The 18,440-nt window shown below is 45.4% G+C and carries 10 protein-coding genes; all 10 read left to right on the top strand.

The window, feature by feature from the left end:
- The first annotated feature begins 1 nt into the window (after window position 1).
- Entirely contained in the window at window positions 2–1,183 is a 1,182-nt protein-coding gene (locus AC58UW_RS21255; RefSeq protein WP_497422604.1) for a carbon-phosphorus lyase complex subunit PhnI, read from the top strand.
- A complete protein-coding gene (locus tag AC58UW_RS21250; RefSeq protein WP_497422603.1) occupies window positions 1,128–2,006 on the top strand; it encodes an alpha-D-ribose 1-methylphosphonate 5-phosphate C-P-lyase PhnJ in 879 nt (292 codons plus the stop codon). The genes AC58UW_RS21255 and AC58UW_RS21250 overlap by 56 nt, the downstream gene beginning before the upstream one ends.
- Before the next feature lie 48 nt (window positions 2,007–2,054).
- Complete coding sequence (locus AC58UW_RS21245) at window positions 2,055–2,900, top strand: ATP-binding cassette domain-containing protein (protein ID WP_497422637.1); 846 nt, start codon at window positions 2,055–2,057, stop codon at window positions 2,898–2,900.
- Between the two features lie 22 nt (window positions 2,901–2,922).
- On the top strand, window positions 2,923–3,636 hold the full coding sequence (phnL, locus tag AC58UW_RS21240) for a phosphonate C-P lyase system protein PhnL (protein ID WP_497422602.1): 714 nt from the start codon (window positions 2,923–2,925) through the stop codon (window positions 3,634–3,636).
- A gap of 11 nt (window positions 3,637–3,647) precedes the next feature.
- Window positions 3,648–4,865, top strand: a complete 1,218-nt coding sequence (gene phnM / locus AC58UW_RS21235; protein WP_497422601.1) for a phosphonate metabolism protein PhnM — start codon at window positions 3,648–3,650, stop codon at window positions 4,863–4,865.
- The gene (locus AC58UW_RS21230; protein ID WP_497422600.1) at window positions 4,855–5,796 is read left to right on the top strand and encodes a sugar phosphate isomerase/epimerase family protein; all 942 of its coding nucleotides are present in this window, start codon (window positions 4,855–4,857) and stop codon (window positions 5,794–5,796) included. The genes phnM and AC58UW_RS21230 overlap by 11 nt, the downstream gene beginning before the upstream one ends.
- A gap of 179 nt (window positions 5,797–5,975) precedes the next feature.
- The gene (locus AC58UW_RS21225; protein WP_497422599.1) at window positions 5,976–6,617 is read left to right on the top strand and encodes a YfbR-like 5'-deoxynucleotidase; all 642 of its coding nucleotides are present in this window, start codon (window positions 5,976–5,978) and stop codon (window positions 6,615–6,617) included.
- A 718-nt stretch (window positions 6,618–7,335) separates the two neighbouring features.
- Window positions 7,336–13,116 (top strand): glycoside hydrolase, encoded by a 5,781-nt coding sequence (locus AC58UW_RS21220; protein ID WP_497422598.1) that lies wholly within the window; start codon window positions 7,336–7,338, stop codon window positions 13,114–13,116.
- 154 nt (window positions 13,117–13,270) lie between these two features.
- Entirely contained in the window at window positions 13,271–14,065 is a 795-nt protein-coding gene (locus AC58UW_RS21215; protein ID WP_497422597.1) for a sugar phosphate isomerase/epimerase family protein, read from the top strand.
- Window positions 14,066–14,295: 230 nt separating this feature from the next.
- Complete coding sequence (locus AC58UW_RS21210; RefSeq protein ID WP_497422596.1) at window positions 14,296–18,327, top strand: S-layer homology domain-containing protein; 4,032 nt, start codon at window positions 14,296–14,298, stop codon at window positions 18,325–18,327.
- Window positions 18,328–18,440 lie beyond the last annotated feature (113 nt).

Genomic DNA, 18,440 nt, shown 5'->3' with positions numbered 1-18,440 from the left:
GATGGCATATGTGGCAATTACCGGAGGTCAGGAAGCTATTGGAGAGGCGAATCGCCTCGTTCAATTTTATCGCGTCAAGGATTCCAAGCAAAGCATAGATATTGAGCTCATCGAAAAGCAATTGCGGCTGTTGATCGATCGCATTATGGGCGAAGGCGGGCTATACTCCCCGGAGTATGCAGCCATAGCGCTGAAGCAGGCCGAAGGAGATCCGGCAGAAGCCGCCTTTCTGCTTAGGGCGTATCGTTCAACACTACCTAGAAATCACTATTCGCATACGGTGGAGACTGCAGATATGCGGGTCATCCGTCGCATTTCTTCCTCGTTCCGAGACGTTCCCGGCGGACAGATTCTAGGTCCAACTTATGATTATACCCATCGGATGTTGAACTTTTCTCTTCGTGAGGAAGATGGCGAAGCGATTGCTGCTTTTGCGCAGGAATATATGGCAGAGGTTGACATGGCAGAGGGCGATTTCACCTTGAAAAAGGTAGCTGACATCCTGCGAGAACAAGGACTCATGATGAAACGGGAAGAGGCAGCTGCCGGTCTGCAAGATGTAGAGCCATTTGATATTACGAGGGAAAAAATGACGGTGCCCTCTACTCGTGCGGCTCGTTTGCAAACGCTGGCGCGTGGTGAAACCGGTGCGATGACGGCTCTCGCTTACAGCAGCATGCGTGGATATGGCATCGTACATCCAACGATTGGTGAGCTTCGCGTTGGTTATTCAGCTGTACATATTCCTTATCCTTACAGTGACGATGAGGAGGAGTCGGTTTATATTGGCGAAATGCTGCTAACGGAAGTGGAGACGATCAATTCGTTTAAGCAGGACGCGGATTCGGGGAATGTGCAGTTTGTATTAGGGTACGGCCTGTGTTTTGGTCAAAATGAGATCAAAGGCATATCGATGGCAATTCTCGAACGAAGCTTGGAGACAACAGGAACGGCGCCTGCGCAGGATGAAGAATTCGTTTTGACACATATTGATTCTGTGGAATCCAGCGGATTCGTCTCCCATTTAAAACTGCCGCATTATATCACGTTCCAATCATCGCTTGATCAAATAAGAAGAGTTCAGGTTCAACACCAGGAAAAAGCGAAGAAAAAGGAGGAAGATCAGGATGCACACGACCGAAGAGAAGCAAAATCGAACAACCTTCAACACAGTGGCGTATAACTTTGCTTTTCTGGACGAAGGATCCAAGCGGGAAATTCGCCGGAAGTCGTTAAAAGCTGTCGCTATACCCGGGTATCAAGTCGCATTTGCTTCAAGGGAAATGCCGATTGGGAGAGGCTGGGGAACTGGCGGGTTGCAGCTAACCTTATCGCTGTTAGGACGTCAGGATGTTCTGAAAGTTATTGACCAAGGGAATGACGACAGCGTAAATGCGGTTAGCATTCGCAGACTTGTCCAAGACACGAGTGGCATTGCGACAACGGAACAAACCTCCGCAGCAACCATTATTCAATCAAGGCACCGTATACCCGAGGAAAAGCTGAATCAGTCGCAGATTCTCGTCCTGCAAGTCCCGCAGCCTGAGCCTTTGCGTAAAGTGGAACGCCGGGAGGAGATGACAAGAATTCGGCATGCTGAGATGGATTACAGCGCGATGTGGTTAACCCTGTATGAAAGCATCGTGAAATGGGGCAGCATTACGCTTGGAGCGGATTATCCGGTTTTGGTTCATGACCGTTACATGATGGCTCCTAGTCCGATCCCACGCTTTGATACAGAGAAGCTGCATCAAAGTGAGCATCTCACGTTATTCGGAGCCGGTCGGGAGAAGAAAATTTATGCGGTTCCACCGTATACCAATGTGCGGCCGTTACAATTTGAGGATTACCCTTTCGAGGTAGAGACATTTGCGAATGTATCTTGCAGACACTGTGCGAGTACGCATACATTCCTCGATGAAGTGACAGACGAAGCGACTGGCACGACGCTCTATCAATGCTCGGATACCGCCTACTGCAGACAGCAACAGGAAAGGGGAATGTAGACGATGCCAGCACACGGTTTGAACATGATTGATTACTCCCTCGATCCTATACCGTCCATCGAAACGCCTTTGCTTAGCGTTCAAGGACTGCATAAACAATTCGGCAGCGGGTGCGTACATTGCCGCAAACCTTCTGCCAATGAGCAACAAGGGAGCCGTTGTACCTATTGCGGCAGCATATGGGCTTGCAGAGACTTAAGCTTCGACCTGTACCCCGGTGAAATTCTTGGTGTGGTTGGCGAAAGTGGTTCAGGCAAGAGCACATTGGTGAAATGCTTATATTTCGATGAAGAAGTGACGTCGGGTTCCATGACAATGTCAAGCTTTGATGAGGGCAGAACCAATTTATTTGGTCTCTCTGCACAGCAAAAACGGTATATTCGCAATCATGAAATGGGGATGGTGTACCAGAATCCCTTTCTGGGACTGAGGATGTCATTCTCCAGCAGCGGTAATATCGCTGAAAAGCTGTTTGCCGCCGATCATTTTCATGTCGGCCGCATTCGTGAACGTGCAGCTGAATTACTTGATCAAGTAGAAATTCCACTTTCGCGCATGGATGAGCCGCCGAAAAATTTCAGCGGTGGTATGCAGCAAAGGGTGCAAATCTCCAAAGCATTGGCCAATAATCCTCCACTGCTGCTGCTTGACGAGGTAACCACTGGGCTCGATCTGTCGGTTCAAGCAAAAGTGCTTGATTTAATACGCAGTATTCAGCGCGAACTGCAAGTGGCTATGATTGTCGTTTCTCATGATTTAGGCGTTATTCGCATGCTGGCGAATCGGACGATGGTCCTGCGTCAAGGGCTTATTGTCGAGCAAGGTTTGACGGATCAGATCTTGGAAGATCCTCAGCATCCCTACACACAGCTGTTAGTTCATTCGTTGCTATAGCTTAGATTTGAGCAAATAGAAGGTGGTGATTCCCATTTTAAAAGTAATCGGTCTCAGCAAAATGTTTGAATTGTCCCTCTCCGATGAAATGAAAGTGAATCCTTTTGATAACCTATCGTTTGAGGTTGAAGAAGGGAATTTTCTAGGTATTGCAGGTCCAAGCGGAATCGGTAAATCTTCTATTTTAAAATGCGTATACCGCACCTATTTACCCACCTCAGGTGAGGTGTGGTATCAATCGTCTCTCTATGGAATGATCGATTTGGCCCAGGCGACTGAGCGTCAAATTACCCATTTGCGCATCCACGAAATCAGCTATGTTTCACAGTTTCTGAAAGTCATTCCGCGTATTTCTGCTGTAGATATCGTTGCGGAAAGACTGCGCCCGCTTGGTTATGACATCAAGAAAGCTAGGGTTCTAGCCGCTCGTTTATTAGAAAGATTGAATATACCCGAACAGCTGTGGAATGCTTTTCCGGCTACATTTAGTGGCGGTGAGCAGCAAAGGGTGAATCTGGCAAGAGCGTTTATTGTGCGTCCACGACTATTAATTCTGGATGAACCGACAGCCTCGTTGGATCATGAAACGAAACAAAATGTGCTAGAAATTCTCAAAGAAATGAAGCAGGACGGTACGACAATGATCGGCGTCTTTCATGACTGGGATGTGATGGGCAAGGTAGCTGATCACATTCTGGATTTGCGTGAATTTCAGGAGGCCAAAATTCAGCCGTAAAGGAGACCCAAATGAAGCGAAACCTGACGATACACGGCGGTAACATTGTAACGCCAACGGGCATTATTGAGAATGGAACGATAGTCATTGAAGAGGGTCTTATTGTAGATATTCGTCCTACGTCTATATCCGGGATTGGTTCAAACGACTTAAACGCGGACGGATGTTATGTGCTGCCAGGCATGATTGACATGCATAGTGATGCGATTGAACATGAGATGCAGCCGAGGCCAACGAGCCGATTTGAATTGGAATTTTCGTACCATGAGTTGGAACGCAAGCTGGTTAGTCAAGGCATCACAACGATCTATCACTCTCTGAGCATGTGGGGAGAGAATTCAACGAATGATTTCCGTAAGAATCAAAGTGTGCAAGACATTGTGGGCCGCATTTGGAATCTCCGCAAACAAGATCACCTTATTCATCACCGCATTCACGTCCGTGTCGAGATGACGAATGAAAGTGTCGTTCCTTTTATTGAACAATTTATTGAAGATGGCATCATTGATTTAATTTCCTTTATGGATCATACCCCAGGCCAAGGGCAATACCGCAATACGGATGTGCAAAAGAAATTCATCATGGAACGCCAAAAGAAAACGGAAGAAGAAGTAACGGCGATGCTGGAGGAGCGTAAAAAAAGAGCAAAGATTCATCGCGATCAGCTACAAAGCCTCGCGGATCTTGCCTATTTTAACGGAATTCCGTTAGCCTCCCATGATGACGATACAATTGCAAAGCTGGATATGGTTGAAAAATGGAAAGGAACGATCAGTGAATTTCCAGTTGATATGGAAGTAGCTGTAGAAGCAAAACAGCGTGGCCTGTATGTGGTCATGGGAGCTCCGAACATTATGTTAGGACGTTCGCATAGCGGCAATCTTTCGGCGCAGGATGCGGTTAAAGCCGGCGTGGTGGATATCCTTTGTTCCGATTATTATCCTCCTGCTATGCTGCGAGCGGTTTTCTTTCTACATAAACAAGGAATAGAACTCGTTGACGCCGTGAATATGGTTTCGTTAAATCCGGCAAAAGCGTTGCATATCGACGATCGTACAGGGTCTATTGAAGTGGGCAAAGAGGCAGATTTGTTAATCGTCAGGGAGAATCGTGAGCAATCGCCTGTGATTGAAAAGGTGCTCGTTCGTGGTCATCTAGTTTGCCAAATGGACTATTTATCCGCAATGACAGATGCGTCTACGAAAGGGGTAGAACGTATTGAAGCTTAAAGGTGTTGGCGTTAGCTTAATGTCATATGCGGTAGTTAGCCAATTGGAAAAGCTGGAAGAAAAACTTCTCGCTGTTCAGAAAGCTGGTTTTAAAGCTGTTGAAATTCCAATCCAAGGGATGAACGTAATTGTTAATGGCGAGTTGGATTTGGTGAGGCTGGAGGCTTATAAGAGGTTACTTAGCCGTTATCCTCTTACCTATACGATGCATGCGCCTTTCGATTTAAATCTATTTCGTCCGCATAACTTTGATTTTGAGACAAATTTGTTTATGACTTGTCTTGACGTGGTTGGCGCTGTTGGAGCGGAAATGATGGTTATTCACGTAGGTCGATTCGTCGGAGAAGAACAATTCCAATATCCCCATACATGGCAGAAGTACAATGATGAAGATGTGCAGCAGTTGATGCAGCAGGAAGTAGCGTTTATGCGTGTCGCGGGCGAAAGAGCCAAGGTACTGAATGTTAAAATTGGCATGGAGAATGTCCGACCTTATTTGGACTGTCCGGACTACTGCTACTCGGTTATTCCGGAAAAGCTAGCCCGTCAGGTTGCCGCCATACATCATTCTCATGTAGGCATTGCGCTAGATGTTGGGCATTTATATCTTTCTACGCAAATGTTCGGGCTGAATCTGCTTGAACAGATGAAGGCCATGCTCCCGTATATTAATCATTTGCACGTCCATGACAATTTCGGAAAGCCGTGCTTCTCCACTGAAAAAAATCAATTCGAATTGCTGCCTCTTGGGCGTGGAGATATGCATATGCCAATTGGCAAAGGTCATGTTCCGATGGACCAAATCGTTGGATTGCTAGAATCTATGCCTTTCAACGGTTATTTGATTCACGAAATTAGAGAACAATACGAGTCCAGTTGGAACGACTTGGCTCAGAAATATCATGTAAACCAAGAACTCCCTCATGTGTGATCGAATCACGAAATGTAAGCCTGAGCAATCAGGCTTTTTAGTGTTTATACTTTTTCAGACATTTAACTTTATGAAGCATTACAGTTAATCTAGATTTTACAGGCGGATTGTAAACTAATTATTGTGAAGACCAAGAGTGAGATGGACGAGCTATTCTAACATAATGGGGGGCTGAACGTATGGGAATCCATGCCTATTTTAGGTCTTTAAATGATTTAGAACGAATTATCCGCTGTCCAGGGAAGTTCAAATTTGAGGAACACAGTGTCGCAGCTCATTCATGGAAAGTCGTACAATACGCCAAAACTCTTGCCGATATTGAGGAGAAAAACGGCGCTAGCATTGACTGGAAAAAGCTTTATGAAATCACAAGCAGCCATGATTATGGTGAAATATTCATTGGGGATATCAAAACGCCTGTCAAGCATGCATCCCCTGAACTTCGTTTACTGATTCAAAAGGTTGAAGAAGGCATGGTATATAACTTTATTGAAGAGCAGATTCCTGAGGAATTTAAAGAAATTTTCCATAATCAGCTTCGCGAGGGCAAGGATCATTCGATCGAAGGGCTAATCTTGGAAGTTGCAGATAAAATGGATCAAGTGTATGAAGCATTTGCTGAACTTCAAAGAGGGAACACGGAGAAAGAATTTATTAAAATGTACCGTGAGGCCTTAATAAAAATGAATACAATTCCTTTACACTGCGTTGATTATTTTTTGAATAATATCCTGCCGGATATGGTGAACGACGAAATTACTTCATCGGTTGATATCAAGAGAATCACAGAAGAAGCATTGTCTTATCGTAATCATATGTGAGAAAGCACAATTGTCATTATCTGTGGAGTTGACGAAGACAGATGATTCATCATAAACTTGCGTTAGTTAAAGTCGAATCCAGCCAAAGCGGATCAGCTTTTAACGAATGCGCAACTACTTTGAATACATGACAGGTGTCTCTGTTATCCCGCAAGAGAAGAGGATAAGTCAACTCCATGCGAAATTGTAGTTAAAAAGGGGGCGCAAGATGGTATTTGTAAAAAGAATTGGCAAGGTTCATAGATCTTGTTTAACCTCACCTCGCACTCGCTGCAAGCAATGTCGTAGCTATTATTCTCCATCCATTCCACTTTCTATTCATCCTATTATTCATGCCAAAGAGAACGTCAATGCTACTCCTCAGTTCGTAAATGTAATCGAATGAACCCCAAAATATATCAAATTAATGACTAAATTTATCAATGAAAGCGCATTCTAAATCATAGTAGGATAAAAGTGCAACAAATTATGTAAACTTGAAAGGGGAGCTAATTTATGGAAGATAACGAGAATAAATGAGAAATAACGTGAAACAACTTGAAGTAAAGTAGTGTGAAATAACCAGAAACAACCAGAAATACTAAACAGAGAGCGTTAACAAATCTAGGAGGCTGAGCTTCTAAAGATTTTGAAAACGCATACAAGATCTGGTAGGAGAAAAGCTTCCCATGCGAGAGTTATCATACATGATTACACAACTTAGGGGGAGATTATCCACATGAAACGGAATTTTTGGAGCAAAACGATATCCAAAACCTTAATTACAACGATGGTTGTTTCAACAGCAGCATCTTTGTCGTTCTCACAGGGTGCAGAGGCAGGCGCAGAAACGGTCATTCAGATTGATCCGCAGCAGCCCTACCAACAGATCGAAGGTTGGGGTACTTCCCTTATTTGGTGGGCCGATCAAACTGGAGGTTGGCCGGATGAGAAACGCAATGCGATAGCGGATTTGGTATTTGATCCCGATAAGGGGCTGGGCCTAAACATTGCCCGGTATAATATTGGTGCTGGTGATGACCCCGCGCATAATCATATGCGACTTGGCGGCAATATCGCTACGTTCGAACCGTCGCCTGGGGTGTGGGATTGGACGGCAGACGCTAATCAAAGATGGATGCTGCAAGCGGCCAAGGCTAGAGGCGCTAACAAATTTGAGGCATTTTCCAATTCGCCTCCATGGTGGATGACGATTAGCGGTGATTCTTCCGGTGCCGTTGATGGCGGTAATAACTTGAAGGAAGACATGTACGATGACTTCGCAGATCATATGACGACGGTTGTCAAGAAATTCCGTGATGACTGGGGTATCACTTTCGATTACCTGAGCCCGCTTAATGAACCGATTTCGAATTGGTGGAAAGCAGGAGGCTTGCAGCAGGGGGCTCATTTTGATCTTGCGAAACAAAATCAAATCTTGGGCTTGACTGCGCAGTCACTCGCTGCAAAAGGACTTGGTGGGACAAAGCTAACGGGTTCAGATGAGAATTCTATCGACGATGCGATAACCTCATACACCAGCTTGTCCCCCGAAGTGAAAGCGCAGCTTGCCAAAATCAATGCGCATAGCTACAACGGGGATAAACGAACAGCTCTGAAGGGATTGGCGGATTCTGAAAACAAACCGCTCTGGATGTCAGAGTTCGGGACAGGAAGTACCGCGCATTCCCACGAGAGCATGGCGCCTGCATTTGAATTGTCTACGAAGATTATTCAAGATATGAACCTGATGCAGCCAACCGCTTGGGTTGCATGGGATGCCGTGGAAGATGAGACGCAAGACAACAAAGAGAATAACAGCTGGGGATTAATCCACGCGGACTATGAGAAGCAGCAGTATTGGTTGACTAAGCAATACTATGCGATGGCGCAATTCTCCAAGTTTATTCGCCCAGGCTATCAGTTGCTGGCAAGCAGTGACTCGAATACACTTGTTGCTTACGATGCGGCTAGCGAGAAGCTGGTTATCGTTCAACAGAATCAACTTGACTATGACGGCGAAGGTTACAAATTTGATCTAAGCGGTTTCCAATCTGTCACAGGAAATGTGAAAGCGTACCGGACATCGATCTCTGAGAATTTGGCTGAGATGGATGAAGCGCTGCTGCAAGGGAACTCTCTGATTACGCCGGCTAAACGCAACTCGATTACTACTTATGTTGTAAGCGGTGTCAAGGTATCTCCTGAAAAGCAAGCGGTAACCTCCGTTACAAAAGTAAATGACAACACGAAGGGCACAGGCGATGCTCAATTTGAGTACAGCGCAGATTGGGGATATAGTAACGAATCCACAGCATTTTGCGGTGACAACCACTATTCCAACACGACGAATGCTTCTGTGAATGTACAATTCACAGGTACGCAAGTTCAAATACGCGGTCCGAAGCATAATAATCAAGGGATTGTTGCTATATCCATCGACGGCGGAGCTGAAACGATGGTCGACACGTTTTCTTGGTACAGGCAGGATCATCAATTAATTTATGAGAGCCCTCAACTTACAAACGGGTCTCACACGGTCAAAATGAGAGTAACCGGTACCAAATACGGTGCCTCATCGGACTCATACTTTGTAGCTGATGAAGTTGATATTATTAAGCCGCAGTCAACTGGGATGACAACAATCATCAACGATAACACCCAAGGCTCTAGCAACAATGAAATCCAGTACATGGGCACCAACTGGTCGTTTGCGAACGAATCGGATGTTCATTATCAGGACAACCATTATTCTTCGACTACTGAAGAGTATGCACTGATTCGATTTAATGGTACAAGGTTGAAACTGTACGGAGCGAAAGCAAAGAATCACGGTAAAGCAGGTATTACCGTTGATAATGGTGCAGAGTCTCTCGTTGATTACTATGCGAGCACCCGGTCTGACAACATGTTGATGTTTGATAGCGGCGCTTTGGCAGCTGGACCGCATATCATGAAAGTGCGTGTAACCGGGCAGAAAAATGCAAGTTCAAGCGGTACAGCTGTTGCTATTGACAGAGTTGAAGTAGCATCGGAAGTTGCGCCAGTACTTGAAGGAGCTCTGAAATTTGCGGCAGCTGGCGAGGGGAAAACGAAAGTAACTTACGATACTCCGTCAGATAGCGGCATGGCAGCTATTGCACAGCCGACAGACCCGACGCATGCCGCGCGGTTTAAATATCTGGCAGCGCCGAACTCAAATTTGCTGCCGTCTGCAAACATTGGTGACAGCACGCTTGGTTGGAAGGAGCTTCAATCAGGCGACATGATACAAGCAATTAATGGTCAATCCATTGCTGTTGCTATGGTTGACTATGATGACAGGATTTTAAAATATAGTGTTGGTCATGCTGAGGTTGGCGAAACAGCAACTTTCAAAGGCTTGAGTGAAGCATTGTTCGTGGATGTTCCTGGAGCAGTTCAAGACGGCATAACACAAATTCGTCTTGGCGGAATGAAGCAAAGCGATAATCGCTATGTGTACAAAGCAGATGCGACGGCAGCACCATCTGTGAGTGCCGTAACATCTGGCGGATGGAAATCGATTGCGGATGGGACTAGGCTGACGCTCTCTAACGGAACGAAAGTGGGCGTAGCAGAAGTGGATACGGCGAATAAAGTTGTTGACTTTAAGGTGCTGCAAGCAGTAACAAAGGCAGAGCCGGCGTTACCTGCAACCTCAGGCTACTTGCCGATTGACTCCGGTAAGATCTGGTACGATACGGCTGGGCGCGTCATTGAAGCGCATGGCGGAGGTATGATTCAAGTAGGGGATACCTACTACTGGGTTGGGGAAAATAAGGATGGCGGAACTGGCATTCATAGAAGCATCAATATCTACGCTTCCAAAGATTTGGTGAATTGGCAGCTTCGTAATGAAACACTTCCTGCTTCCTTGACTGGCAATCAAGACTTCGGACCGAATAAAGTGATTGAGCGTCCGAAAATTATTTATAACGATACAACGCACAAATATGTGATGTACAGCCATATCGAGAACCCGTTCTATTCCTATTCACGTATCGGAGTAGCGACGAGTGATACAGTTGATGGAGATTACACGTATGTTAACAGCTATTCTCCTAATAATAATATGAGCCGCGATTCAACTGTATTTAAAGATACGGATGGTAAAGCTTATCTGATTTCAAGTGGAAGCAATAATGCAACATTGTATGTGTATCGCTTGTCCGACGACTATTTGACCGTTGAGGCTCAGGTAAATCAGTTTACAAATCAGTATCGGGAATCACCAGCGGTCATTAAGAAAGATGGCAAATATGTTTTCTTCTCATCCGGATTATCCGGTTGGGCAACGAACCAAAACAAATATATCGTTTGCGATACCATGGCTGGCCCATGTACAAACAACGGGACAGGTTGGGCGAATTTCGGAAGCTGGAATACGTACAATACGCAAACGACCTATGTTTTGCCAGTTACCTCGGGCAGCAATACGTTCTACATGTATATGGGCGACCGCTGGAATGGCAATACATTGGATCGGTCCACGTATGTATGGCTGCCATTTACGGTATCAGATTTAAACTTTACCTTGGACTGGAACAGTCGCTGGGAAATGGATCTTGCGAACGGGAAATGGAGAACGCCGCAGGAAACATACACCAGAGTGACTGGCACCGTATTCGGTTCAGGTCCTGCGTGGGGGAATTCTTCTAACACCTACGACAAAGTTTTCGACGGAAATGCAGGAACGTACTTTGATTACACGTATGGTGTGAACGGTTATGCCGGTATGGACTTTGGAGCGGGTAACGAAAAAGCGATAGCCAAAATCAGTTTCTTACCTAGAGCCGGCTTTGCAGATCGAGCTTACGGAGTTAAGATTCAAGGCTCGAACACGGGACAAGACAGCGGTTACGAAGATATTGCTCAAATCGAATCGATTCCGACAGGACTTTGGGAAGATATCTATGTGAAATCGCCAAAAGCATACCGATATGTTCGTTATGTATCTGGCGACGGTACGAATGCTAACATGGCAGAAATGGAGTTCAATATCACGTCGGCAGCACCCGTACAGCCAGCTCCTCCATTACTGCAACCTGTAACCTTTATGGATGCGGCAGGTTTAATCAATAATGGCAAAACGAAAGCCACACTACCAACACTTTCTGATGCTGCAAACAGCTATCGGTACAAAAAGGTAAGCGTGAGCGAAGATATCGCTGGCATTAGTGTTGGCGCTTCTGCCTTAACGGGCTGGGATACCTTCCCGAGTGACGGAATGATTACGGCTGACAATGGTGAACGTGTGTTCATCGCTGAGGTTAATAGTGACATTCAAGTCGTTCGTGTTGGTGAAGCACAAGCTGTTGTTGTCAATGAAGGTGGACCTATTATTAAGGTTTCCTCTATCAAAGTTACTAGCACTGGCAATGCATCAACGATATCTGCAAAAGGTGGAAAGCTTCAATTGCAGGCTGCGGTGCTCCCTGCCAACGCTTCGATCAAGGCTGTGACGTGGGCTGTATTTGAAGCAGATGGGACAACTATCACGAATAAAGCGACAATCGACCAAAACGGTTTAGTGACAGCTGTTAGGAATGGAAAAATAAAGGCCGTTGCAACAGCAACGGATGGTTCCGGTGTTCGTGCTGAGAAAGCACTTACGTTAAGCGGACAACCTGAAAGTGTTGCAACGATCAACATCACAAGCCCTAATAATGCGTCGACGATCACCTTGAAAGGCGGGAAGCTGCAGCTGCAAGCCGCGGTACTCCCAGCCAATGCTTCAAATAAAGCAGTGACGTGGGCAGTATTTGAAGAAGACGGCTTAACTAATACGGATAGAGCAACAATCGATCAAGGCGGCTTGCTGAGAGCTGTGAAAGATGGCAAAGTGAAAGTTGTTGCAACGGCTAAGGATGGTTCTGGCGTCCGAAGTGAAAAGGTAATTACGATTAGCGGACAACCGGTAAGTGCTGCGTCTATCACGATCACAGGCCCAGGCAATGCCACCACGATTACCGAGAAAAGTGGAAAGCTGCAGCTGCAAGCTGCGGTGCTCCCAGTGAGTGCTACAAATAAAGCTGTGAAATGGGCTGTCTTTGAATCTGATGGCTTAACGATCACGGATAAGGCGACAATCGATCTTAATGGTTTGTTGACAGCTAAGAAAAATGGCGTCGTGAAGGTGCTAGCAACAGCCAAAGACGGTTCTGCTGTCCAAGGCGAAACGGTAATTACGTTAAGCGGACAAGTTGTTAGTACATCATCCATTTCCCTGACAAGCACGGGCAATGCGTCGACAATTACAGCGAAAGGCGGAAAGCTTCAGTTGCAAGCCGTGGTGCTTCCAACCAATGCTGCGAACAAGGCGGTAACCTGGGCTGTCTTTGAAGAAGATGGCGTAACGATCACAGATAAAGCGACAATTGATCAAAAAGGATTGTTGAAGGCTGTGAAAAATGGGAAAGTGAAAGTCGTGGCGTTAGCCATAGATGGTTCGGCTGTCCGCGGTGAGAAAGTCATTACCTTAAGCGGGCAAATAAATTAAAAGCGTAAAGTACTATGTGTCCGGTTCAACTTCATTGTTGAACCGGGCATTTTATTCTACTCCGACTCCTCCAATTTTTTCACCTTTAGAGGTTTTTGGCAGGTGAGAGGCGAACTAGTCGATGATTAGCCAATCTTATTTTGGAGGGAATACGTTGAAATTACATCTTTTTCACGCACTATGGGGTATGCAAGGTTCACTTAGTGAGCAGTTGAACCGCGCCAAGCAGCATGGTTACGAGGGAATTGAAGCACCTATGCCAAGCCAAGAGCAGCAAAATGAATTTATTGAGTTGTTGGGCGAGCTGCAACTGGCTTATATCCCTCAGATATTCACATCCAATCATCATGAAGAGTCTTTTCAAGAGCAAGTTGAGCGCGCGAAGCTATTCTCACCTGTCTTAATTAACTCACACAGCGGAAAAGATTATATGTCTGAAGATGAGCAGAATCGTTTTTTTGAACATGCGTTACGTGTAGAAAAAGCAGCTAGCATTCAAGTTGCGCACGAAACACATAGAGGACGTATTATGTTCACTCCGAAAGCGACTGCCAGAGTACTGAAATTGTTTCCTGACTTGAAAATTACTGCGGATTTCAGCCACTTTACGTGTGTATGCGAATCGATGCTGTCTGATCAACAAGAGGATCTTGATCTGATTAAGAGCAGGGCTCTGCATGTTCACGGAAGAGTTGGCTTTGAAGAAGGTCCGCAAGTGCCACATCCGGCTGCTCCTGAATATGCCAATTATTTGCAGCAATTTGAGACGTGGTGGGATGAGATGCTCCACAATGCGATCATTCCCGCGCAGCCATTTGCAACGTTCACCCCTGAATTTGGCCCGCCAGGCTATATGCCGACGTTACCTTTTACACGTCAGCCTGTTGCGGATCTGTTTCAGGTGAACCACTGGATTGCTGCACGTATCAGGAAAACATACGAAGTATAGTGGCGTGTACGCCTGCCATTTTGAACTGTTAATTTAAAAAACCTTAGTCCTCTCCTGGTGGGGGCTAAGGTTTTTTTGCTATTTTTTTAATTAAGCTTGCTTTTGCGATCTTTACATAATGATTTTTAACAATGTCATAAAGATTTTAAACTCCGTATTATCGGGCGTCTCTTTATAATGAAAAGGCTTACGAAAATGAGGTGAATGAAATACAGAAAAGGAGCGAGTGCATGAAAAGCAAAGCATTTAAGTTGGTTTTAAAAACGGGCATATCCGTTGTCACATCGGTGTTGATTATGAGCAACTTGATGGTCCCTGCTGAAGTCCATGCAACCAATACGGAATTTACACAAAAGGGTTCCGGTATTCTTGGATGGCATGCAACACCTTATGGTGGTAGTTTAACAGAGGCAAATTTACAAGCGAATACGGATTGGATTGCAAACAGTTACAAGGAATTTGGCTATGAGTTTATCTGTGTGGATGGTTGGGTGGGAGATACTACGAAGCACAACGCAGACGGGTACATCACAAACTATAAAAATGATTGGCAGCATGATTGGAAATGGTGGGCAGATTATGTTCATTCTAAGGGTTTGAAGCTCGGTATCTATTATAACCCCTCGTGGTTGCACCAAGAGATCGCTAATGATCCTAATTTGAAAGTCGCTGGCACTAATATTCCGCTGAAGAGCATTGTCCTAGAAGATCCAAGCAATAAGTACATGCATCAGACCCGGTATATGGTCAATCCTAACGCCGAAGGATCTAAAGAGTACGTCCAAGGCATGATTAAATATTATATCAGCGTTGGGGTAGATTTACTTAAAATCGACTTCTTGAGATATTACGAAAATGCTTATGGACATGCGGCAGTTAAGCAATTGTATGACTGGATGCGAGAGGCAGCGGGCAATGAATTAATTTTGTATTATGCCAATACCAATAACGTCAACTATGCTCAGGATGAAGCAGCAACGGCAGACATTCTTAGAGCTAGCGAAGATTGGAGAACGGACACGGCGCAGCCAGGCGTCTGGTATCATACCAGTCTGCGTAATCGGGGCACCATTAAAGAGAATACATGGCCGCCTGCCTATAACATTTTCGATGGTTTTGTATGGTTCTCGAATTTGTCCGGTCCAGGGAAAGTTGTGATTGACGGGGATTTCAGTGTACTGAGCTCTGGGGGCACAGATGCGGAAAAGAAAAGCAGAATAAGTTTGTTAGCCATGGCGGGAAGCAGCATCAATATTGGAGATCGATATTCGAATATCGGTACGAACGATAGTTACTATAAAAACTGGGAAATACTTGATTTGAATAAACAGGGCTTTGTCGGTAAACCGCTCGTGAGGGACGTGACGAATCCGTTAAGCCAAATATGGAAAGGCTCATTGCCTGATGGCAGCAGCGTGGTTGCATTATTCAACAGAGAGGACACGCCGCAGGCTAGATCAATAGACTTTGCCAACGATTTGGGGCTGAATGGCGATTATCTGGTCAGTGATATGTGGGCGCATTCCTCGCTTGGCGCTAAATCTTCCTACAGTGAGAATATCGAGCCGCATGGTGTGAGACTTCTTAAGATATCAAAGTTAACAATGGAACCATACGGCGCTGTTTTCCACGGGTCGCAGCAAGTAACCTTAACTACGAGTTCTCCACAAGCGGAAGTCCATTACACAACGGATGGAAGTGTGCCGACTGCGAGCTCTCCTTTATATCAAGGCCCCATTACAATTCATCAATCGATGAATCTGCGCGCCAAAATTGTAGGCGGAAGCGATGCTGGTTATGAAGCACAAGCCATGTTTATTGCATCTCCAACCGATGTTATAAGGGATGTCGCTGGCCAGATTACGAGCATACCAGCACCATTGAAAGGCGCGACAACGATCAGTTTGCCAAGTGTGCCTGCAGGATACACATTGAAAATCAAAAGTTCGGACCAACCAAACGTGATTGCTTTAAACGGTGAAATAACTGCTATGCCTATAGATACTATAGTTAATCTGGTGCTTGAAGTAAGCAGAACGTCAGATGGCATGACGGAGAATACTGTACCTATCGCCGTGTTAGTACCAGGTGCGGGAAGTGGAACAGACTCGAGCATCATTTTTGAAGGAGAATCGCTTCCGTATATCTTGGGTCCCAGTAGTTTGGCGACGAAGCTCAATAGTGAAACAGCTGCAAGTGGCGGTAAAAATTTTCAGATTACGTTTACTGCATTATCGGATCAATCTGTAGATTTTACAACGAGCGTGCCTCAAGCAGGCGAATACGAAGTGGTATTTGGCTATAAGAAAAATAATGCACGGGGAATATTCCAGCTTTCGATCGACGGAACGAGGCTTGGAGACGCTGTTGATCAATTTTCAGCTGCGGCCGGATATGCATCAACAAGTCTTGGACATTACCAGCTTACGGAGGGCAATCATTCCTTCAAATTTGAAATCGCAGGAAAGAATCCAGCCATGACGAAAGCCCTCGACTTCGTGATTGATTACATAAAGCTGATTCCTGTTCCTGCGGAACCTACAATATCCGCGTTACAAGCGGTGGATGTAAAGACGTTGCCGAAAGTACCTCCCCAATTGCCAACGGTTGTTACGGCAGTTTACACCGATCAAACAAGCAAAATTGTGCCTGTAACATGGGAGACTATCCGTTCGACCCAATATGAGACAGCAGGGCATTTTACTGTGCAGGGAGCTGTTTATGGTACTACCCTTCATGCAATAGCTAATGTTCATGTACAGGAAGTTGATCCAGAGATCATAGCGAGTGGAATTACATCCATACCGGCACCTGCTAAAGATGCTACAAATCTAACATTGCCTGAGGTGCCTGAGGGGTTTGCGATTTCGATTCAACAAACGTATGATCCCTCCATCATCAATACTAATGGTGTCATCTTCCCACCTGCGACGGATAAATCCGTTTCCATTGTGCTGGAAGTGACCAGAATTTCCGATGGTGTGTCGGCATCAACGGACATTATTCAGGTTGTTGTACCCGCGAAGTCATTAGGAAGTGACTCAGATTCCGATTCCGATCCGGATTCAGGTTCCGGTACTGGAACTGGAACTGGCACTGGAACTGGCAATTCAAATCCGGCTCCAGATACTAGCTCGGCTCAGACGGGCAGTCAATCAAGTGATCTCCATACAATTCGGCTCGAGGAACTCAGTGAAGGAGCAGAACAAGGCAAAATGACCATCCATGTTCCATCAACAGCCAAACAAATTGTTCTGCCGATGGACGCAATTGAGATGCTCGATGAACGCGCATTGGATATTCAGGTGGGTACTATTTCGATAGAAATACCTGCTGGATGGATTCAAAAGCAGTTGAACCGAACGCCGAAAGACGATCTTAAGGATGCAACCATTTCCCTGAAAGTAAATTCAGTGCCAGCTTCCGGCGCGGAGGAATTATTGAGCAAATGGAACGAGTATCGTGTCGGTGAGTGGAAGCTTTCCAATTACGTTTACGATTTAGGCTTATCTATAGTGACTAAAGACGGACAAGAAATGAAAATCGAGCCATTTGATCATCCCATTACAATTCGCATAAAGATGGATCCTTCGCTCCACCCCATATTGTCGGGCATCTATGAGCTGTCTGATGACGGAGATGCCGTATATATTGGTGGAGATTATGTCTATGGGAACTTTGAAGCAAATGTTGATCATTTAAGTAAATATGCGGTATTTGAATATCAAAAAATATTTACCGATGTGCCCGACACACACTGGGCATGGAGTGATATTCAAGAGCTGACCTCCAAGCACATTATCGATGGCTCGTCTTCAAGCTTTGAACCGGATCGATCGATTAGTCGCGCGGAATTCACAGCTCTTCTTGTGAGGAATTTCCATTATACAACGCGAGGAGAGCTGACATTTACAGATGTAGCAGCTAATGCCTGGTATGCGGATGCGATTTCTGCTGCCGTAAAAGCCGGCGTAGCCTCGGGTATAAATGAAAAAACCTTTGACCCGAATGCGCAAATTACGCGAGAAGAAATGGTTACTATGATCATGCGTGCGTATTCTTCTAAAAAGGGAAATCAAGCGGTGGACTCGGCTGCTGTCACATTTCTCGATGAATTAGAAATCGCGGACTGGGCTAGCTCTTCTGTTAAAGCCGCCGCTGCGCTTGGGTTTATTAACGGCCGCGAAGAGGGGACATTTGCACCAAAAGCTAGCGCGACACGTGCAGAAGCAGCAAAGTTATTGAATCGTATAAAGTTTTAATAACTTGCGAAATCATCTTAATTTGTGGGATGTCAAATAATCAGGCGCCTGATGGATTGAAAAGATTTTGAACAATCCTATAAAAATTTTAAACTCTATTAGAATAGGTATAT

Source organism: Paenibacillus sp. J22R160, assembly GCF_059692135.1.
Note: the sequence above shows the minus strand (reverse complement) of the source record. Positions and strands in the feature narration are given on the sequence as shown.